Below are 19,017 nucleotides of genomic sequence, written 5' to 3'. Positions count from 1 at the left end.
CGATGAAGTGCCTGATGATCAACCGCGAGGCCGCCGTGGACCGGCGGCGGAACGTGGAAGCTAGTTTCGCGGCCTGCGCGCCCGCCGGTTGGGACCTCGTGCGCGTGCCGGCGCGGGAAGCGGCGGACGTGGCCGGCGAGGCCGGAGGCCTGAAGCCTGCCGAGCGGGCCTGCTACTTGAGCCATCTGGACGCGCTCGCGGCGGCCGGCGGCGAAGACGCGCTGATCGTCGAGGACGACACCCGCTTCTCGCCGCGCACGTTCGAGACGGCGGCGGGGATGCTGGCGGCGGCGGCCGACTGCGATGTGCTCTTCACCGAGCTGATGCCGACGGACATCCGGCTGCTCGCGGACCTCGCGCGGCAGTGGCCGAAGCTCGCCCGGGAGCGCAACTTCCTGCTGCCCGGCCTGGCCAAGAGCGGCTTCATCGGCGCCAGCGCCTACCTCGTGCGCGGCCAGGCGAACGCGAAGCTGCGCGAAGCCCTGGCGGCCGCCGAGCTGGCGGACACGCCCTACGACCTGGCGCTTGGCCGACTGGCGCGCGAGGGCCGCATCCAGGCGCGGTTCGCCTTCCCCTTCCTGACGGCGCCCAGCGCCGACGCCGACCGCTCGCAGATCCAGTCCGAGCAGGTGGACCTCAGGCAGGCGACGCTGCACGCCTTCCGCCGCCTGATGTTCGTGGACCGCGACCTGGCGGCCTCTGGCCAGGAGATGCAGCGCCTGGGCGCAGCCCACGGGGATGCGGGCGCGAGCCTGATGGGCGCGGTGTTCGCGGCCCTGATCTCGGAGGCCTTCCCCGACGAATATTGACGGCGCGCCGCGGTTTACTCGCCCCTCGCCGCATGACAGGAACCCCGGATGAACGAGAGCGTCCTGGGCCTGCTGCGCGAGGGCGACGCCCACTATGCGGCCGGCCGCTTCGACGCCGCCGCAGCGGCCTACCACCAGGCGTTCGCCGTCGATCCCACCAGCCTGGCGGCCGGCTTCAACGCCGGCAATGCGCTTAAGCAGGCGGGCCGGCCCCGCGAGGCGATCGCAGCCTATGACGCGGTGCTGGCCATCGCCCCCGGCTTCGCCATGGCGCACCACAACCGCGCCACCTGCCTTCTCCAGGTCGGCGACCTCGCGGCGGGGTTCCGCGAATACGAGTGGCGCAAGGTCTCGCCCGGATTCGCCGACGACTCGCGCTACGAGCTGCCGCGCCAGTGGCGGAACGAGAACCCCGCCGGCAAGACGGTCTACATCTACCCCGAGCTGTTCCAGGGCGACCTGATCCAGTTCGGCCGCTACGCGGCGGTCGTGGAGCGGCTGGGAGCCAAGGTGCTGCTGGGCGCCCCCAAGGCGATGCACGCGCTGTTGTCCACCATGAGCCCGACGCTCACCCTGGTGGACAGCGACGGCCCGCCGCCCGACTACGACCTGTGCGTGGCGCTGATGAGCCTGCCCGGCCTGTTCGGCACGACGCTGGAGACGGTCCCCAAGGCCCCGCGCTACCTGCAGGCCCAGGCCGAGCGCGTGGCCCGGTGGCGTCCGCAGATCGGCACGGAGGGCGTGAAGGTGGGCGTCGCCTGGCAGGGCAGCGCCAACGCGGCCCAGCGCTCCTTCCCGCTCGCCGTGGCCGCCGAGCGACTGGCCCGGGTCCCCGGCGTGCGGCTGGTCAGCCTGCAGAAGGTGAACGGGCTGGAACAGCTGGCCGCCCTCCCCGCCGGCCTGGTGCAGGACCTCGGAGCCGAGTTCGACCCGGGGCCTGACCTGTTCGTCGACACCGCCGCGGCGATGATATGTTGCGACCTGGTGGTGAGCGCAGACACCAGCCCGGCCCATGTGGCGGCCGCCCTCAGCCGGCCCACCTGGCTGGCCATCCCGACGCCCGGCGACTGGCGCTGGCTGGACGACCGCGCGGACAGCCCCTGGTACCCGAGCGTGCGCATCTTCCGCCAGCCCGCGCCCGGGGACTGGGCCGGCCTGTTCGACGCCATGGCGCAGGCCCTGGCCAGCGCCGTGGCGACGCGGCAGACCTGATCTCGCGGCGCCATGCTGCCATGACCGTGGCAGCAGGGCTCGGGTAGCCTGCGCCACATGACACCGATCAATGGAAGCTGTCTCTGTGGGGCCGTCCGGTTCGAGATCATCGGCCGTCCGCGCTCGCTGAGCTATTGCCACTGCAGCCGCTGCCGCAAGCAGGCCGGCGTGTTCGCCGCCGTGCTGATGGTGCGACGGGAGGACTTCCGCCTGCTCAGCGGGGCGGACGAGATTCGCCGCTACACGCCCGAGCCGCCCTGGAAGCACGTGCGCGCGTTCTGTGGCCGCTGCGGCTCCCCGCTGGGGGAGCCTTCGGACGAGCACGAGCTGTTCCCGATCGCCGCCTCGTCGCTCGACGACGATCCGGGCGTGCGACCGGTGCTGCACATGAACGTGGAGAGCAAGCCTGCCTGGTATGAGATCACCGACGGGGTGAAGCAGATCGCCGGGACCTACGGGGGCTAGCGTCCCGCCGGATTTGCGGCGTAGCGTCCCCGCCTGCGTTCAAGCGGGAGTTCCTGACGTTGCGTCCGATGAAGTCCGCGGCCCTGGCGGCCGTGATCCTGAGCCTGGCGGCGCCCGCCGCGGCCAAGCCCGATCCGAAGCTGCATGCCGAGGCCCTGGAGATCCTGACGAAGGGCGTCGCCTATCGGACGGTCATCGGCCATCAGGATCAGACGGTGGCCTATGCGACCTACCTGAAGGACGTGCTGGTGAAGGCCGGCTTCAACGCCGCCGACATCCGAGTCACCCCGTCAGACGGGACGGCCTACCTCACCGCCCGGTACCCCGGCCGCGACCGAACCCAAAAGCCGATCGTCGTCCTTGGCCACATGGACGTGGTGGAGGCCAAGCGCGAGGACTGGACCCGCGACCCGTTCGTTCCGGTGGTGGAGAACGGCTACGTCTACGGCCGCGGGGCCGTGGACAACAAGTTCGACGTCTCCATGGCCGTGGCCACCCTGGCCAAGCTGAAGCGCGAGGGCTGGGTCCCCGGCCGGGACATCGTGCTGGCGCTTTCCGGCGACGAAGAGACGTCCATGGCCACGACCCAGAAGCTGGCCGCCGAGCTGAAGGGCGCCGAGCTGGCGCTGAACGCCGACGGTGGCGGCGGCCTGCTGGACGAGGCCGGCAAGCCGGTGGTTTACGGCCTGCAGGCCGGCGAAAAGACCTATGCCGACTTCACCCTGACGGTCACCGATCCGGGCGGGCACTCGAGCCGCCCGGGCAAGACCAACGCCATCAACACCCTGGCCACCGCTCTGGGGAAGATCGGGGCCTACCAGTTCCCGGTCATGCGCTCGGAGCTGACCGACGCCTACTTCAGGGCGAGCGCGCCGCGCACCGAGGGCCCGGTGGGCGAGGCGATGAAGCGCTATGTGGCGAACCCCAACGACCAGGCGGCGGTCGCCGTCCTGGCGGCCGATCCCGAGTATGTGGGCCAGCTGCGCACCACCTGCGTGTCCACCATGGTCAGCGGCGGCCATGCGCCGAACGCCCTGCCCCAGCGGGCCACCGCCAACATCAACTGCCGGATCTTCCCCGGTACGCCCTCCGAGCAGGTGCGCCAGGAGCTGGCGCGGGTGATGGGCGATCCTTCGGTGAAGATCGAGCGGGTGCTGGGCGACGGGGCTATCGACAGCCCGGCCTCGCCGCTGCGGCCGGACGTCATGGCCGCGGTGAAGGCGGCGGTGAACGCCCGCTACCCTGGGCTGGCCATCGTGCCGTCGATGTCTGCGGGGGCGACCGACTCGATGCACTTCCGGGCGCAGGGGGTGCCGAGCTACGGCGTGGCGGGCCTGTTCATGAAGTCGTCCGACGACTTCTCTCACGGTTTGAACGAGCGGGCGCCAGTGGCGGCGATCGACGGGTCGCTGGCCCACTGGGAGAGCCTGCTGAAGACCCTGGCCAAGTAGCCGGTCGCGGAGAACGGACGTCACGTCTCAGCGAAGCTGGACCGCGCCTGGCCCCGCGGTATCTCTGGGCCATGACGTCCCGCCACCCGCTCGACCGTCCGATCTGGACCGCTCTATCCGGGCGCCAGGCGCCCTTCGCCCTGGGCGCTGGGCCGGCCCGGCGCATCGCCACCGATGTTGGCGTGTTCATCGCCGCCGAGGACGACGGTCCGGACAGCCTGGCCGCCATGGCCGAGCTGGTGCGGACGCATGGCGAGTCCTGGCGGCTGGAGGTGGGGGCGGCGGCCGTGCCCGGGACGGCGGTGGTGGCCGAGGCGGTCTGCGTCCAGATGATCGCCGACGCCCTCACTCCTGCCCCGCCGCCGGCCTTCGCCTTCGAGCCGCTGACGGAGGCCGACGCGCCCGCCATGCTGGCCCTGGCGACCCTCACCAAGCCGGGGCCGTTCGCGGCGCGCACCCACCAGCTCGGCGACTTCGTCGGCGTGAAGCGCAACGGGGAGCTGATCGCCATGGCCGGGGAGCGGCTGCGCCCGGACGGCTACACCGAGGTCAGCGGGGTCTGCACCCACCCCGAGCATCGCGGCCAAGGCTATGCGGCCGGGCTGATGCGCCATGTGGCGGGCAAGATCCTGGATCGCGGAGAGACGCCGTTCCTCCACGCCTACGCCACGAACACCGGCGCCATCGGCCTCTATGAGACCCTGGGCTTCCGAGTGCGCACGCAGGTGACGATGACAGCGCTCAGGCCGGCCTAGTCACGCCTTGCACCACCCTTCCACCAGGGCGATGGCGCCCGGCTGGCCCGTGGCCCGGACGGCGGGCCGCGCCGCCTCGCATCTGCCGGCCCGGACCAGGGCCTCGATGCGGCGGAACTCGTCGTGGAAGGCGCGCCACTGCACGCGCACCCGGTCCGCGCAGCCGGCCTCGTCCGGCGGGCAGAAGATCATCGGCACAAGGAAATGGTCGCCGGCCTCCACGGGCCTGTCGCTGGCCCAGGGCGGCCGGTAGATGAACTCGCGCGCCACCACGCCGGTGCGCGCTCTCAGGGCGCCGGCCCCGAAGCCCCAGCCCTGAGGCGCCTCGCCCAGGACCATGCAGGCCTCGGCCGTCGCGCCCTGCCCGGCGCGGCAGGCGAGCAGCACCCAGCCGGAGACCCGCTGACGGATCGCCGCGTCGGGCATCAGCTCCTGCCCGGCGGGGGTGGTCGCCGGTCCCATCCAGCTGGCGCCGGACACCGTCTCAGGCGTGGTCGTGCAGGCGGCGAGCAGAATGCTCGCGGCGGCGACGGCGGTGAACGCGCGGACGATCAAGAGCGGCCTCCCAGGGGCGTCAACCGTCCAACGCTCAAGCTTGGGCCGGGTTCGGCTCAAGGGGTCCAGTAGTGGTAGGACCAGGCGCGCTCGAAGCCGGCCTTGCGGTAGAGGCTTCGGGCGGGATTTAGCTCTTCCACCTGCAGGAAGGCCCGGCGGACCCCGCGCTCCGCCGCAAGGCGTCCGAAGGCCGCCAGGATGCGGCCTGCGTAGCCGAGCCCGCGCTCGGTGGCGGCGGTGCGCATGCCGTGGATCCCCATCCAGCCGTGACCGAAGCTGGCGACCCCGACCGCCACCGGCCGCCCCGCCTCGCGCACCACGCCGAACGCCGCGCCGGGCGAGCGGCTGAGCACCTTCACCCGGTGGGCGCCGTCCACCGGATCGAAGCCTGGGCCGAGGAACACCTCGCCCCAGGCGGCGTCGGGTCGATCGAGGATCTCGGCCGCCCCGTCGGCGAATGCGGCGAGCCGGGCGGTGTCGCCGACCTTCACCAGGGTGGGCTTGCCCGGGGCAAGGCCGCGAGCCGCCAGGCGGGCGCGCAGCGGCGACAGGGCCTGGGTGTCAGGGATGCGGAAGCCGGGCGGCAGGCCACGGCTCTCGTAGGCGGCAAGGATCTCCGGAACGGCCTCATCGCTGACGTCGTGGGAGAGCGGCACGGCGCACTTGGCCCGCCCGATCGTCCCGTTGTCGAAGGAGGCCAGCCAACCGCGGATCTCGAGCACCTCGGGCGGGGCGACCGCCGCCACCGTGGCGCGCTCCAGGCTCTCAACGAGGCCGGCGTCCAACTCAGCCCTTCTCCCGCATCAGGCGGGCCTTGTCCCGCTGCCAGTCGCGTTCGGCCACCGTCTCGCGCTTGTCGTGCGCCTTCTTGCCCTTGGCCAGCGCCAGCTCCAGCTTCGCCAGGCCCTTGTCGTTCCAGTAGAGCCGGGTCGGGATGATCGTGCGCCCTTCCCGGTTCACCGCCCCGATCAGCTTGTCCAGCTCGCGCCGGTGCAGCAGCAGCTTCCGCGGCCGCCGGGGCTCGTGGTTGAAGTGCGGCCCGGCCTGGGCGTACTTCGGGATGTCGGCGTTGATCAGCACGACCTCGTCGCCCTCCACCGCCGCATAGCTCTCGGCGATGTTGGCCTTGCCGTTGCGCAGCGACTTAACTTCCGAGCCGACCAGGGTGATGCCGGCCTCAAAGGTGTCTTCCAGGAAATAGTCGAACCGGGCGCGGCGGTTCTCGGCGATGAGTTTCTGGGCCATGACGGGATAACGCTCAGATCACGCCAGCGGCGCGCATCGCCTCCAGCACCTCGCGGCGAGCGGGCTCGGAGGCCGGCACGATGGGGAGGCGCACGTCCTCGGCGCAGAGGCCCAGGTGGGCCAAGGCGTACTTGGTGGGCGACGGCGAAGCGTCGGCGAAGAGCGCCTTGTGCAGGCGCACCAGCCGGTCCTGGTGCTGCAGGGCGCCGGCCCAGTCGCCTGACATCGCGGCCTCGTAGAGGGCGGCGGTCTGCTCCGGAGCGACGTTGGCGGTGACCGAGATGCAGCCGTGGCCGCCATGCGCCATGTAGCCGAGGCCGGACCCGTCGTCGCCCGACAGCATCACCCAGTCCTCGCCGCACTCCACGCGCTGCAGGCTGGCGCGGGTGAGGTCGGAGGTGGCGTCCTTGATGCCGACGATGTTCGGCAGCTTGGCCAGCCGAGCGAGAACCTCGTTGGAGATGTCGACGCCGGTGCGGCCGGGCACGTTGTAGACCAGCACCGGCAGCTGCACGGCCTCGGCGATGGCGGCGTAATGGGCGTAGAGGCCCTCCTGGCTCGGCCGGTTGTAGTAGGGCGTCACCACCAGGGCCGCGTCGGCGCCGATGGTCTTGGCGTGGCGGACGAGTTCGATGGCCTCGTCCGTGGAGTTGGAGCCGGCGCCGGCCACCACCGGCACGCGCCCCCTCGCCGTCTGGACGCAGAGCTCGACGACCCGACGATGCTCCTCGTGGCTGAGTGTCGCGGTTTCACCGGTCGTGCCCACGGGTACAAGGCCGTGGACTCCCCCTGCGATCTGCCGCTCGACGAGCGCCACGAAGGCGTCCTCGTCCACCCGGCCGTCGCGGAAGGGGGTCACAAGCGCCGGAAGGACGCCCCTGAACAAAGGGTCGGTCATGGTCTGCAAAATGCCGTGAATAGTGCGCTTGTTAAGCGACGTTCAGAATTTGCCGGACAATATCGGGTTGCGGGTGACGCCCGCAATGACGATGTCCGCGTCCAGTCGGGGGGCGAGAGTTGCACGCCAAGGTTCGTAAAGCGTTGCTCCTGTCGAGCGTGGTCCTGCTGGCCGGCACGTTGGCCCGGGCGCAAAGCACGGATCCCGTTGGGGATTTGCTGCTGCAGCAGGCGCCCGCCGAGGCCCCCGCGCCGGTCACCCAGCACCAGACGGTGCGCCGCCCGCTGTCCGACGCCGACGCCGCGAATTTCCGGCGCGCGGTCGATTCGGCCCGCCGCGCCGACGTGACCGGCGCGCGTACCGCCATGGCCGCCATCCAGAACGGGGTGGCGAAGAAGGCGGCCCTGTGGGCGCTGGTGGACGCCAACGCCACATCGGTCAGCTTCTTCGAGGCCGACAACGCGCGGCGCGAGCTGGCCGGCTGGCCGCGCGAGACCCGCCGCCTGCAGGCTGCCGAGCGGCTGATCGAGACCTCGGGCAAGTCGACCCACCAGGTGGTCGAGTGGTTCGGCGGCCGCGAGCCCACGACCGCCGAGGGCGCCATGGCGCTGGCCTCGGCCTGGCGCGTGCAGGGCAAGACGGCCGAGGCCCAGGCGCTGATCCGGCGCTGGTGGCGTGACAAGAGCTTCGAGGCGGACGCCCAGCGCAGCATGCTGGCTCGCTTCGGCGACCTGCTGACCATCGACGACCACGTGCGCCGGGCCGACATCCTGCTGTACGGGCCGCAAGGCCCCGCCACCCGCGAGATCGTCGCCCTGCTGCCGGCGGACCAGCAGCAGGCCGCCATGGCGCGCATCGCCCTCCGCTCGGGCGCCGGCAACGCCACGGACCTGGTCAACGCCCTGCCGCCGCACCTGGCGACCAGCCCCGGCGTGGCGGTCGAGCGGGCGAGCTTCCTGCGCCGCGGCGGACTGGACACCCTGGCCGCCCAGCACCTCGTCAACTTCCCACGCGAGGTCGTCACTGACGAGCAGGCGGACAAGGTCTGGGACGAGCGGCGCCGGCTGGTGCTGACCGCCCTGCGCAACGGCGACGCCAACGCCGCCTATGCGGCTGTCGCCAACAGCGGCCTGACCAGCGGCAGCGACGCCACCGATGCGGAGTTCTACGCCGGCTGGATCGCGCTATCGAAGCTGAAGGACCCGGATCGGGCCGCCAGGCACTTCGCCGCCATCGAGCGGATCGGCGCCTCGCCGATCACCCGCGGTCGGGCCTTCTACTGGCTGGGCCGGGCGGCCGAGGCCAAGGGCGACCACGCCGCCGCCCAGGAGCACTACGCCCAGGGCGCGCAGTACTACACCACCTTCTATGGCCAGCTGGCCGGCGAGAAGCTTGGCCAGCAACTGGTGCTGCCGAAGGATCCCACCCTGACCTCGGCTCATCGCGCCCGGTTCGAGGGTCGCGACACGGTCCAGGCCATGCGGCTGTTCTATGACCAGGGCTATCGCGACCTGTTCCGCACCTTCGCGCTGTCCCTGGACGACACCCTGCCGACCCTGGAGGACCAGGCGCTGCTGGTGGACCTGGTGCGCGGCTATGGCGACCAGGACACCTCGATGAAGGTGGTCCGCGGCGCCGCGCAGCGCGGCATGATCCTCGCCGACCGCGGCTATCCCTTCCGGACCCCGCCCCAGGTGGCCAATGCGCCCGAGCCGGCGCTGGTGTTGGGGATCACCCGCCAGGAGAGCGGCTTCGACCCGCTGGTCCGCTCCGGCGTCGGCGCGCGCGGCATGATGCAGCTGATGCCGGCCACGGCGCAGATCGTCGCCCGGCGGATGGGCGTCTCCTACTCGCCCGGCATGCTGGACGAGCCGGAGTACAACATGCGCCTCGGCTCGAGCTTCCTCGGCCAGCTGATCGGCCAGTTCTCGGGCTCGTACATCATGGCGACCGCCGGCTACAACGCAGGCCCCGGACGGCCCACGCAGTGGACCGCCTTCTGCGGGGACCCGCGGGGCGGCACGGGCGACCCGTTGGACTTCATCGAGTGCATCCCGTTCTCCGAGACCCGCAACTACGTGATGCGGGTGCTGGAAGGCATGCAGGTCTACCGGGCCAAGCTGCACGGCGGCGCCGTGCCGATCACGCTGTCGAATGACCTACGCCGCGGCGGCTACGGCTATCCCGCGCCGGCCAGCACGGTGGTGACCAGCGCCCGCTAGGACGGCTGTCCGCGGGTCCGCCACCAGGCCACGACGAAGAGCGCCGCCAGCAGGAGGTCGGGGCTGGCCAGCAGGGCGACTTGCGGGTCGAGCCGCCCGGAGAAGGTCAGCCAGGCGCTCAGGCCGACGAACATCGTCTTGCCGAGCGCGCCCAGCAGCATGATCGGGCGATAGGGCGCCGGGTTTCGACCGATCACCAGGTAGACGAGCTGCCAGGCGAAGGTGACGGCGAGGAAGCCGTAGTAGTGCTCGGGGTTGCTGAGCGGCGCGCCGCTCAGCGCCGCCATGCGCCCCTCCAGGAAGAACAGCGGCGTGATCATCAGCAGGCCAAACAGGCCCGCCCCGGTGAACACCCAGCGCGCAAATCTCATTTCGCCGCCCTCCCCGCCGCCAGAACCGGCCCGTAAGGCGACGCTTCCAAGCGCCCGTCGAGATCAAAGGCGCGGGCGAGCACGTCGGCGCTCAGCGCCTGCGCCGGGGGAGCGTCAGCGACCACCCGGCCCTCGTGCAGCACCACAAGACGATCACAGGCCCGGGCGGCGAGGCCGAGGTCGTGCAGGGTAAGGACCACGGCGGCCCCGCGCGCCGACTCTTCGCGAAACAGCTCGAGCGCCAGCAGCTGGGCGTCGGGATCGAGGCCGGCCGCCGGCTCGTCGGCCACCAGCAGCGGCGCGCCGGCCACCAGGAGCCGGGCCAGCAGCGCCCGGGCCCGCTCGCCGCCGGACATCTCCAACACCCCGCGGGTCTCCAGGCCCTGCAGGCCGACCCGGCCGAGCGCCGCGTAGGCCAGGTCGCGGGCGGCCTTCGGGGGCCGCTGGTAAGCGCCGAGGCTCGCCACCCGCCAGGCGGGCAGGTTCCAGCCGACCCGGCGGTCCTGCGGGAGGTAGGCGGCGCGCGCGGCGCGCTTCATCTCCGAGAGGCTCCCCACAGGGTCACCGCCGAGCTCCGCGACTCCGCTATGAAGGCGAGCCAGTCCCAGGGCCGCCCGCAGCAGAGTGGTCTTGCCGGCGCCGTTCCCGCCCACGACGCCGACCAGCTCTCCCGGCGCCACGGCAAGGCCCACGCCGTCAAGGACGGTGCGAGCGCCGCGGCGAACCACGGCGTCCTGGAGGCGCAGTGCGGGCGTCATCCGCGCCAGCTCCGGGCGGCGCGCCAGGCGATCAGGGCGAACAGCGGGCCGCCGAACAGGGCGGTCACCACGCCCAGCTTCAGCTCGAGGTCCGTGGGGATCAGCCGGGCGGCGAGGTCGGCGGCCACCAGCAGGGCCGCGCCGGCCAGGGCCGAGGGCGCCAGCACTCGCCCGGGATCCGAGCCCGCGCCGGCGCGGACCAGGTGCGGAGCGGCCAGGCCCACGAAGCCGACGATCCCGGCGACGGCGACGGCCGCGCCGGTGAGGAGCGAGGCGCCGGCGACCGCCGCGGTCCGCAGCCGCTGCATGGGCAGGCCGGACAGCGCGGCGGTCTCCTCGCCCAGGGTCAGCATCACCAGCCCGCGGGCTGCGTAGAGGCAGAGGCCGGCGCCGACCGCCATGGGGACCAGCGCGCGGCCGATGTCTTCCCAGTCGCGGTTCTGCACCGAGCCGAGCAGCCAGGCGAACACCTCGGCCAGGGTGACCGGCGACGGAGCCAGGTTGAAGACCAGCGAGGTCAAGGCCCCGCAGAAGGCCGACAGCGCCACGCCGAACAGGATCAGGGTCTCGGGCTCGCGGAAGCGCGCGGCCACGGCGGTGAGCAGCAGGCCGACCAGCAGGGCGGCGGCCAGGGCGGCGAGCTCCACCCCGCCGGGCACGGCGGCGAGCCCGAGGGCGATGGCGAGGGCCGCGCCCAGGCCGGCCCCGCCGGCCACCCCCAGCACGCCGGGGTCGGCCAGGGGGTTGCGCAGCAGGCCCTGCAGCACGGCGCCCGACAGGCCGAGCGCGGCGCCGACCACCGCGGCGCAGACGGTGCGCGGCAGGCGGATGGCGAACAGCACCTCGTGCGGTCCCGAGGCGGGGTCGGAGAGCGCCTCGGCGAACTGGGCGGCGGTGAGCTGGGTCTCCCCAAGCAGCAGCCCGGCGGCCATGAGCGCCAGCAGGCCGGCGACGAGCCCGAGGTTGAGCGCCATCGGCCTCATCGGGGCGCGCTCCGGACCAGCAGTTCGACAGCTTCCGCCGCACCCCAGTCGGGGCAGCCGAGCATGGACCCGGGCAGGCTGGCGACGGCGCGCTCGGCCGCGACCCGCTTCAGCACGCGATGGCGGCCCGGTCCCCAGGCGTCGCCGGAGGCCTGCACGCTGTCGAAGAAGCCGAGCACCACCGCGTTCGGCGGCGCGAGCGTCAGGCGTTCCAGCGACACGGTCTGGTAGCCGGCGCGGGTCTCCGCGTTGCGCAGGCCGGTCGCCGTGAGAATGGCGTGAACCAGGGTGCCCGGCCCGGCGGTGACGCCGCTGGGCGTGAGATAGAGCGCGCTGCGGCCGCTCCAGGCGCCTGCGGCGCGGGAAAGCCGGGCGTCCATCTGGCGCACGAGGGCCTCGCCGCGCGCCGGCTGGCCGAGCGCAGCGGCGACCGCACGGACATTGCGGCGCACGCCGGCGAAATCGCTCGCCTCGCCGATGGTGACCACGCGGACGCCGCGCCTCTCCAGGGCCGCCAGCAGGCGGGGGTCCCCGCCCCAGTAGCGGACCACCACGTCGGGGCGGAGGGAGAGCACGGTCTCCAGGTCCGCCCGCCGCCGCGGCAGGCCCGCGGCGTAGCGGCGCAGGCGCGAGTCGCGGTCGTCGGCGCGGGTGGAGAGGCCGACGATGGCCTCGCGCGGGCTCAGACCCAGCACGTACTGGTCAGCGCACTGGTCGAAGGCCAGCACGCGTGGGGCCGCGCGGGCGGCCGGCGCGGCGCAGAGCGCCAGCGCCACGGCGGCCAGGATCAGTCGACCACGAGGCCGTTCAGCAGCCCGTCGAGGGTCACCTGGATCAGCTCGCCCGCCTCGCACCAGCCGAACCGCGGCCGCGACGCCAGCAGGGCCACGACGCCATGGCACGACATCCACAGCGCCTGGGCGGCCGAGTCGGCCGTGCCCGTGCGCAGCCGCCCGGAGGCGGCGATCTCGCGGACCACCTTGGCGAAGCTCTGGTAGCATTGGGTGGATAGGTCGACCGTGTCCTCGGGCCAGGTCCCCGCCGATACCGGACGCGGCGCCGAATAGACAAGCTGATAGGCGTTGGGATGCTCCAGGCCCCAGCGCATGTAGCCCTCGAGCATCATCTTCACCCGGACCACCGGGTCGAGCGGCTTGGCGGCGATCTCGTTGTTGCGCTCGAGCAGCTGGCGCAGCGTGCGCTCGCAGATCTCCAGCAGGATGCAGCCCTTGTCGGGGAAGTGCATGTAGAGGGCGGTCGAGGAGACGCCGACCTCGTCGGCGATCCGGCGGATGGTCGCGCCCTCGTAGCCCTCGGCGATGAAGATGCGTTCGGCGGCCTCGAGGATCTCGGCGCGCCGCAGATGGCCGTCGCCCTTGGCCTTGCGCGCCGAACGGCGCGCGGTCGTGGCAGCAGACAAAGCGTTTCCCCCAGTACTCTTGTTACGCGTAGCGGACCCCAAATCACTGGCCGTGACAAGTGCGCGAACGCCTTGAGCTTGCTCAGGGAATGCGGCGGACTGGACGCGGACGGCGCATTCCGCGTAAGGCCGCGGCCCATGAGCGCACGCGATCCCGTCGTGGCCGACGCGCCCGGTGTCATGCGCACGCGGGGCTGGGCCGATTACGCCCTGGTGGACTCAGGCGGCGGCCGGAAGCTTGAACGCTACGGCCCCTACACCGTGGTGCGGCCCGAGCCGCAGTGCCTCTGGAGCCCCCGCCTGCCCGCCGCCGCCTGGGATGCGGCCGACGCCGTGTTCGACCCGACCCACGACGACGAGGACGCCGGCCGCTGGCGGTTCCGCGGCAAGCCCGCGGAGACCTGGCCGCTGGCTTACGGGGACGTGCGGTTCAAGGGCCGCTTCACCGCCTTCCGCCACCTGGCCTTCTTTCCCGAGCAGGCCGCCAACTGGGCGTGGCTCGACGCCCGCGTGCGGCAGGCGGGCCAGCCCAAGGTGCTGAACCTGTTCGGCTACACCGGCGTGGCGAGCCTGGTGATGGCCGCGGCGGGCGCGCATGTGACGCACGTGGACGCGTCGAAGAAGGCGGTGGCCCTGGCGCGCGAGAACGCCGAGCTATCGGGCCTGGCCGACCGGCCGATCCGCTGGATCACCGAGGATGCCCGCAAGTACGTGGCCCGCGAGGTGCGCCGCGGCTCCAGGTACGACGGGATCATCCTCGATCCGCCCAAGTACGGCCGCGGCCCCACCGGCGAGGTCTGGCGGCTGTTCGAGGACCTGCCCGAGCTGGCCGGCCTCTGCGCCGAACTCCTCTCGGACAACGCCCAGTTCCTGATTCTCAACGCCTATGCGGAGCGGATCAGCGGGGCGGCCCTGGCCGGCCTGCTCGCCCACACGCTGAAAGGCCGCGGCGGGTCGATCGAATGGGGCGAGCTGGCCCTCGAGCAGGACGGCGGCGAGCGCGCCATCGGCATGAGCTTCTACGCCCGTTGGGCCTCGGGAACGGCGGCGTCGTGAGCGCGCGGACAATCAGCTCCCTGCAGAACCCGACGGTGAAGGCCGTCCGCGCCCTGCACATGCGCAAGGCCCGCGACGAGACCGGGCTGTTTGTCGCCGAGGGGCTGAAGAACGTCATCGAGGGGATCGACACCGGCCACGCCCCGAAGATCCTCATGCACGGGCCGGACGCCGCCGCTCACCCGATGATGAAGAAGGCGGTGCAGGCCACCCTGGCCGCGCGCGGCGAGGTCATCGAGGTGACCCAGGACATCCTGGCCAAAGTCTCCCGGCGCGAGAACCCGCAGGCGGTGGTCGGCGTCTTCCCGCAGGTGTTCCACCCGCTGGAGACGGTGCGGCCCGGGCCGGCGCAATGCGTGGTGGCCCTGCACCGGGTGCGCGACCCTGGCAACCTGGGGACGATCGTGCGCACGGCGGACGCCGCCGGTTGCGGAGCGGTGATCCTGGTGGGCGAGTGCTGCGACCCGTACTCCGTCGAAGCCGTGCGCGCGACCATGGGCTCGATCTTCGCCGTGCCGCTCGCCCGCGTCAGCGAGGCCGAGTTCGCCGCCTGGCGGCCGGGCTGGCCTGGGTCCGTGGTCGGCACCCTGCTCACGGCGACCGCCACTCACGCCGAGGCGCAATACCGGAAGCCGGCGCTGATCCTCATGGGCAACGAGCAGCAGGGGCTGACGCCCGAGATGGCCGCCCTGCCCGACCTGAACGTGAAGATCCCCATGCGCGGCCGCGCCGACAGCCTGAACCTGTCGGTGGCCACCGGCGTGATGATCTACGCGGCCACGGCCTGAGGCCGGGCACCGGCGCCGCCCTCGAAGGTTAAGCTCAAGGCGGGCGAGCGCCAGGGACGGGAAGGACAAGCCGGATGGGACGGACGGAGCTTGCAGCGCTGGCGGTCGTGACGGCGCTGGCGGCGGGACTGGCCGGATGCGGCGAGCAGGCTGCCGAGGCGGAGGCCCCGCCCCCGCTCCCCACCGGCCGGGTTCAACTGCTCGCCTCCGGGGTCAGCGAAAGCCGCTTCCTCGCGCTGGACGACCTGAAGACCGGAGACGGCGCGGCACAGGCCACGGTGCTGCTGATCGGCTCCACGGCCACCGGCCTCGACGGGAAGTCGGCCATGGTCCTGAAGCGCGAGACCATCGACTGCGCCGCGGGTCGCACCACCGCCGAGACCGCCGCCTACTACGACGCGGCCGGCAAGCTGCTACGTCAGGAGACCATCAACACCGGACGCATGGGCAGGCCGATGGAGCCTTCCGAGGTCGAGGCCGGCGCCGCTTGCGGCAAGGCCTCGCAAGGCCGCGTCTTCGCCGGCTGGCAGGTCGCCCAGCGCGAGGTGCAGAGCCCGCCCGACGCCGTGAAGGCCTCCACCGCCACGGGAGACTTCCACACCCAGGCCTGGCTCTGCGCCGCCACCCTGCGGGGCCGGTTGAACCCGGCCCAGCCGGAGGCCTGCGACCGCGCCGTGGCGCTGAACGGCGACGACCTGGCGGTCCGCCTCGACCACGGTTTCATGAGCCTGGTCAGCAACCGCCTGGATGAGGCCAGAACCGACTTTGACGCGGCGATCGCCAAGGATCCTCGCAACGCCGCCGCCTTCTTCGGCCGCAGCCTGATCCCGGCGATCCGCGGCAATCCCGCCGCCGGGCGGCCCGATCGGGACAAGGCGCTGTCGATCGACCCGAAGGTCTCCCAATGGGTGGAAGCCACGTACAAGGTCCAGGTGGCCGACGGCTACCGCTGACGCGCGCGGCGGCTCGGGATCGTCTCCATCGCCGGGACGCATCGACGAACAGCCGGCGGGCGATGTCACACCGGGCAGGCGCGGCCCGTCCTGGAGGTGTCTAGAACGCCGGAGCCGCCCCATGCACACCCGCCTCAATCCCCACGCCGTCGCCCCCAAGGCCATGGAGCCGATGCTCGCGCTGGAGGCCTACATCCACGGCTCGGGCCTGGCGCATTCGCTGATCGAGCTGGTGAAGACGCGCGCCTCGCAGATCAACGGCTGCGCCTACTGCCTGCACATGCACACCCACGACGCCCGTGAAGCTGGCGAGAGCGAGGCGCGGCTCTACCTGCTGAGCGCCTGGCGGGAGTCGCGGCTCTACACCGACAAGGAGCGCGCGGCGCTGGCCTGGACCGAAGCGTTGACGCGGATCGCCGAAACCGCGGCCCCGGACGCCGACTACGAGCCGCTGAAGGCGCACTTCAGCGAGGAAGAGATCGTCGCGCTGACCCTGCTCATCACCACGATCAACGCCTGGAACCGGATCGCCATCGGCTTCCGCAGCCAGCACCCGCGCGACAGGGCGCCTCGGACGGCCGAGGCCGCCTAGGTCCCGCGCGGCTTCGCCCGCGTCGTCGGATCAGCGGCGGCGGGGTCCTCCGGCCAGACGTGCCTGGGATAACGGCCGCGCATGTCGCTGCGGACGTCCTTCCAGGAGCCCCTCCAGAAGCCCGGCAGGTCCTTGGTCGTCTGGATGGGCCGGTGCGCGGGCGAGAGCAGGCTGAGCGTCAGGGCGACGCCGCCGACAGTCGGATGCTCGGCCAGGCCGTAGACCTCCTGCACCCGGACCTCGACCTTGGGGCCGCCCTCGGCGCCGTAGTCGATGGCGAAGCTGTTGCCGGTCGGCGCTGTCCAGCGGGCGGGCGCCTCAGCCTCGAGGCGACGCTGCAGGTCCCACGGGATCAGGGTGCGGAGCGCGCCGTCGAGCACGTCCGGCTTCAGGTCCGAGAGCCGGCGGACGCCGGCGAGCAGCGGGACAAGCCATTCGTCGAGCCGGGCCGCCAGCGCCTCGTCCGAAAGGTCAGGCCAGGCGTCGTCGCGGGCGCGGAGGAAGGCCGCGCGCTCGCGCAGCGAGGCGGCCGCCGCGCCCCAGGGCAGGATCTTCGGGCCCTCGGCGCGGACCCGGTCGGCCAGGGCGCCGGCGATCAGGACCGGATCGGGGTTGTCGTCCACCTGCTCGCGAACCACGAGGCGGCCGAGCCGGGTCAGGCGCTTGGCGCGCAGGCGGCCGCCGCCGCTCTCCTCCAGCCGGTCTTCGGTCACCAGCTGGCCCTCAAAGGCCGCCAGCAGCTCGGGCTCGTCCAGCGGGGCGGCGAGCAGGATGCGGTCCCGGCGCTCGCCGCCGCCCAGCTCGGCCACCGCCAGCCAGGTCTCGCGGGCCAGCGCGTCGGTCGGCTCCAGGAAGGCGCCGCGGCCGCTGGCCAACTGGAATTCGCCCTGAGGCCCGCGCTGTCTGGCGATCCGCTCGGGATAGGCGAAGCCGAGCAGCAGGCCGTCGGACAGGGGCTCTCCCCCGCCCGGCTTGCCGGCCAGGCCGGCCCAGCGGTCGGCCAGCGCCCGGGCGTCGCGGGCCCGAGGCGAGCGGTCGCGCTCGAAGGACTCCAGCCGGTGGCGGAGATCGGCGTCCCGGCCGCCCAGACCGCGCTCGGTGATCAGGGCCGCGATCCGGGCGGCGCGGCCCGCCTGGCCGGTTTCGGCCGCCCTGAGCACCATGTGCGCCAGGCGCGGCGGCAGCGGCACGTGGGACAGCGCCTCGCCGTGCGGGGTGAGCACGCCGTCCGGCGTCAGCGCCTCCAGCCGCGTCAGCAGGCTGCGGGCTTCGTTGAACGCCGCCGCCGGCGGCGGGTCGAGGAAGGCCAGCCCGGCCGCGTCCTTCGCGCCCCAGCGGGCCAGGTCGAGGGCGAGGCCTGAGAGGTCGGCGTCAAGGATCTCCGGATCCGCGTAGGCCGGCAGCGCCCGGGTCTCGGCCTCGTCCCAGAGCCGATAGCAGACGCCCGGCTCCGTTCGGCCGGCGCGGCCGCGGCGCTGGTCCGCGGCCGCGCGGCTGACGCGCACGGTGGCCAGGCGGGTCAGGCCGCTGGAGGGGTCGAACCGCGGCACGCGGGCGAGGCCGCCGTCGATCACCACCCGCACGCCTTCGATCGTCAGGCTGGTCTCGGCGATGGAGGTGGCGAGCACCACTTTTCGCTTTCCGGCGGGCGACGGACTGATCGCCCTGTCCTGGTCCCGAGGATCGAGGGCGCCGAACAACGGGGCGATCTCCACCTCCGGGCGGCGTATGCGTTCAGCCAGCCGCTCGGCCGTGCGCAGGATCTCGCCCTGCCCCGGCAGGAAGACCAGCAGCGAACCCGTCTCCTCGGCCAGCGCCTTCTCCACCGCACGCACGACACGGTCCTCGAGGCGCAGGCGCTCGTCGCGGCCGAGGTAGCGGGTCTCGACGGGAAAGGCGCGGCCCTGGCTCTCCACCACCGGGGCGTCGCCCAGCAGCCGGGCGACCGCGGCGCCGTCGAGGGTCGCCGACATCACCAGCAGGCGCAGGTCGTCGCGCAGGACGCCCTGGGTGTCACGGGCCAGCGCCAGGCCCAGGTCGGCGTCGAGGCTGCGTTCGTGGAACTCGTCGAAGATGACCGCGCTGACGCCCGGCAGCTCCGGGTCGGCCAGCAGCATGCGGGTGAAGACGCCTTCGGTGACCACCTCGATGCGGGTGGCCGCCGAGACCTTCGACTGCATCCGCATCCGGAAGCCGACGGTCTGGCCCACCGGTTCGCCCAGGGTGCGGGCCATGCGCTCGGCGGCGGCCCGGGCGGCGAGCCGGCGCGGCTCCAGCACGATGATCTTGCCGCCCGCCGCCCAGGTTTCCCCCAGCAGCTCGAGCGGAACCACCGTGGTCTTGCCCGCGCCGGGCGGGGCGACGAGCACCGCTGCCGTGCGCGTACGCAGTGTCGACTTCAGTTCAGGCAGGATCTGGTGGACGGGGAGCATATTCTGCCCGCCATAGCCGGGGTTCGGGGACAGGTCACGCGCGAGGCGTTGC

The 19,017-nt window shown here is 72.7% G+C and carries 20 protein-coding genes; 10 read left to right on the top strand and 10 right to left on the bottom strand.

All coding sequences use genetic code 11. The features are described from left to right. The first annotated feature begins 14 nt into the window (after positions 1 to 14). From VIL67_RS15615 to VIL67_RS15595, 5 genes are all read left to right on the top strand, one after another. The gene (locus VIL67_RS15615; protein ID WP_332049835.1) at positions 15 to 809 is read left to right on the top strand and encodes a hypothetical protein; all 795 of its coding nucleotides are present in this window, start codon (positions 15 to 17) and stop codon (positions 807 to 809) included. 48 nt (positions 810 to 857) lie between these two features. Beyond that, positions 858 to 2,021 (top strand): tetratricopeptide repeat protein, encoded by a 1,164-nt coding sequence (locus VIL67_RS15610; protein WP_332049834.1) that lies wholly within the window; start codon positions 858 to 860, stop codon positions 2,019 to 2,021. 57 nt (positions 2,022 to 2,078) lie between these two features. Further along, entirely contained in the window at positions 2,079 to 2,486 is a 408-nt protein-coding gene (locus VIL67_RS15605; RefSeq protein ID WP_332049833.1) for a GFA family protein, read from the top strand. A gap of 68 nt (positions 2,487 to 2,554) precedes the next feature. Next, positions 2,555 to 3,937: a M20/M25/M40 family metallo-hydrolase gene (locus VIL67_RS15600; protein WP_332049832.1), complete on the top strand. Its 1,383-nt coding sequence runs from the start codon at positions 2,555 to 2,557 to the stop codon at positions 3,935 to 3,937. A gap of 71 nt (positions 3,938 to 4,008) precedes the next feature. Continuing rightward, a complete protein-coding gene (locus VIL67_RS15595) occupies positions 4,009 to 4,692 on the top strand; it encodes a GNAT family N-acetyltransferase (protein ID WP_332049831.1) in 684 nt (227 codons plus the stop codon). Here VIL67_RS15595 and VIL67_RS15590 read toward each other — a convergent pair whose 3' ends face one another. The 4 genes from VIL67_RS15590 to dapA are packed head-to-tail and all read right to left on the bottom strand — an operon-like array spanning position 4,693 to position 7,390. Then, on the bottom strand, positions 4,693 to 5,247 hold the full coding sequence (locus tag VIL67_RS15590) for a hypothetical protein (RefSeq protein WP_332049830.1): 555 nt from the start codon (positions 5,245 to 5,247) through the stop codon (positions 4,693 to 4,695). A 56-nt stretch (positions 5,248 to 5,303) separates the two neighbouring features. Continuing rightward, the gene (locus tag VIL67_RS15585) at positions 5,304 to 6,032 is read right to left on the bottom strand and encodes a GNAT family N-acetyltransferase (RefSeq protein WP_332049829.1); all 729 of its coding nucleotides are present in this window, start codon (positions 6,030 to 6,032) and stop codon (positions 5,304 to 5,306) included. Position 6,033: 1 nt separating this feature from the next. Continuing rightward, complete coding sequence (gene smpB, locus VIL67_RS15580; RefSeq protein ID WP_332049828.1) at positions 6,034 to 6,492, bottom strand: SsrA-binding protein SmpB; 459 nt, start codon at positions 6,490 to 6,492, stop codon at positions 6,034 to 6,036. Between the two features lie 13 nt (positions 6,493 to 6,505). After that, positions 6,506 to 7,390: a 4-hydroxy-tetrahydrodipicolinate synthase gene (gene dapA, locus VIL67_RS15575; RefSeq protein WP_332049827.1), complete on the bottom strand. Its 885-nt coding sequence runs from the start codon at positions 7,388 to 7,390 to the stop codon at positions 6,506 to 6,508. 143 nt (positions 7,391 to 7,533) lie between these two features. On the opposite strand from dapA, the gene VIL67_RS15570 reads away from it, so the two are divergent. Then, a complete protein-coding gene (locus VIL67_RS15570; protein WP_332049826.1) occupies positions 7,534 to 9,612 on the top strand; it encodes a lytic transglycosylase domain-containing protein in 2,079 nt (692 codons plus the stop codon). Here the strand turns inward: VIL67_RS15570 and VIL67_RS15565 are convergent. From VIL67_RS15565 to VIL67_RS15545, 5 genes are read right to left on the bottom strand one after another with little or no spacing between them, the layout of a single operon-like run. Further along, positions 9,609 to 9,983: a hypothetical protein gene (locus VIL67_RS15565; protein ID WP_332049825.1), complete on the bottom strand. Its 375-nt coding sequence runs from the start codon at positions 9,981 to 9,983 to the stop codon at positions 9,609 to 9,611. The two genes, VIL67_RS15570 and VIL67_RS15565, sit on opposite strands and share 4 nt — an antisense overlap. Beyond that, a complete protein-coding gene (locus tag VIL67_RS15560; RefSeq protein ID WP_332049824.1) occupies positions 9,980 to 10,741 on the bottom strand; it encodes an ABC transporter ATP-binding protein in 762 nt (253 codons plus the stop codon). Before VIL67_RS15560 ends, VIL67_RS15565 begins: the two co-directional genes overlap by 4 nt. Next, positions 10,738 to 11,724 carry a FecCD family ABC transporter permease gene (locus tag VIL67_RS15555; protein WP_332049823.1) on the bottom strand — a complete coding sequence of 329 codons (987 nt, stop codon included), beginning with the start codon at positions 11,722 to 11,724 and terminating at the stop codon, positions 10,738 to 10,740. Before VIL67_RS15555 ends, VIL67_RS15560 begins: the two co-directional genes overlap by 4 nt. Next, positions 11,721 to 12,500 carry an ABC transporter substrate-binding protein gene (locus VIL67_RS15550; protein WP_332049822.1) on the bottom strand — a complete coding sequence of 260 codons (780 nt, stop codon included), beginning with the start codon at positions 12,498 to 12,500 and terminating at the stop codon, positions 11,721 to 11,723. Before VIL67_RS15550 ends, VIL67_RS15555 begins: the two co-directional genes overlap by 4 nt. 11 nt (positions 12,501 to 12,511) lie before the next feature. Next, positions 12,512 to 13,144, bottom strand: coding sequence for a TetR/AcrR family transcriptional regulator (locus VIL67_RS15545; protein ID WP_332049821.1), 633 nt, complete (start codon positions 13,142 to 13,144; stop codon positions 12,512 to 12,514). Positions 13,145 to 13,282: 138 nt separating this feature from the next. Here VIL67_RS15545 and VIL67_RS15540 point away from each other — a divergent pair, with 138 nt between their 5' ends. The 4 genes from VIL67_RS15540 to VIL67_RS15525 all read left to right on the top strand — a co-directional run bounded on the left by VIL67_RS15540 (position 13,283) and on the right by VIL67_RS15525 (position 16,533). Further along, a complete protein-coding gene (locus tag VIL67_RS15540) occupies positions 13,283 to 14,200 on the top strand; it encodes a class I SAM-dependent methyltransferase (RefSeq protein WP_332049820.1) in 918 nt (305 codons plus the stop codon). Beyond that, on the top strand, positions 14,197 to 14,988 hold the full coding sequence (locus tag VIL67_RS15535) for a TrmH family RNA methyltransferase (RefSeq protein ID WP_332049819.1): 792 nt from the start codon (positions 14,197 to 14,199) through the stop codon (positions 14,986 to 14,988). Before VIL67_RS15540 ends, VIL67_RS15535 begins: the two co-directional genes overlap by 4 nt. Positions 14,989 to 15,062: 74 nt before the next feature. After that, positions 15,063 to 15,941 (top strand): tetratricopeptide repeat protein, encoded by an 879-nt coding sequence (locus VIL67_RS15530; RefSeq protein ID WP_332049818.1) that lies wholly within the window; start codon positions 15,063 to 15,065, stop codon positions 15,939 to 15,941. 121 nt (positions 15,942 to 16,062) lie between these two features. Continuing rightward, the gene (locus VIL67_RS15525) at positions 16,063 to 16,533 is read left to right on the top strand and encodes a carboxymuconolactone decarboxylase family protein (RefSeq protein ID WP_332049817.1); all 471 of its coding nucleotides are present in this window, start codon (positions 16,063 to 16,065) and stop codon (positions 16,531 to 16,533) included. Here VIL67_RS15525 and hrpB read toward each other — a convergent pair. Next, a complete protein-coding gene (gene hrpB, locus VIL67_RS15520) occupies positions 16,530 to 18,965 on the bottom strand; it encodes an ATP-dependent helicase HrpB (RefSeq protein ID WP_332049816.1) in 2,436 nt (811 codons plus the stop codon). The two genes, VIL67_RS15525 and hrpB, sit on opposite strands and share 4 nt — an antisense overlap. Positions 18,966 to 19,017: the final 52 nt, after the last annotated feature.

This window comes from Phenylobacterium sp. (assembly GCF_036563385.1).
Classification (GTDB): Bacteria; Pseudomonadota; Alphaproteobacteria; order Caulobacterales; family Caulobacteraceae; genus Phenylobacterium.
This window is presented reverse-complemented; position numbering and strand designations above follow the sequence as displayed.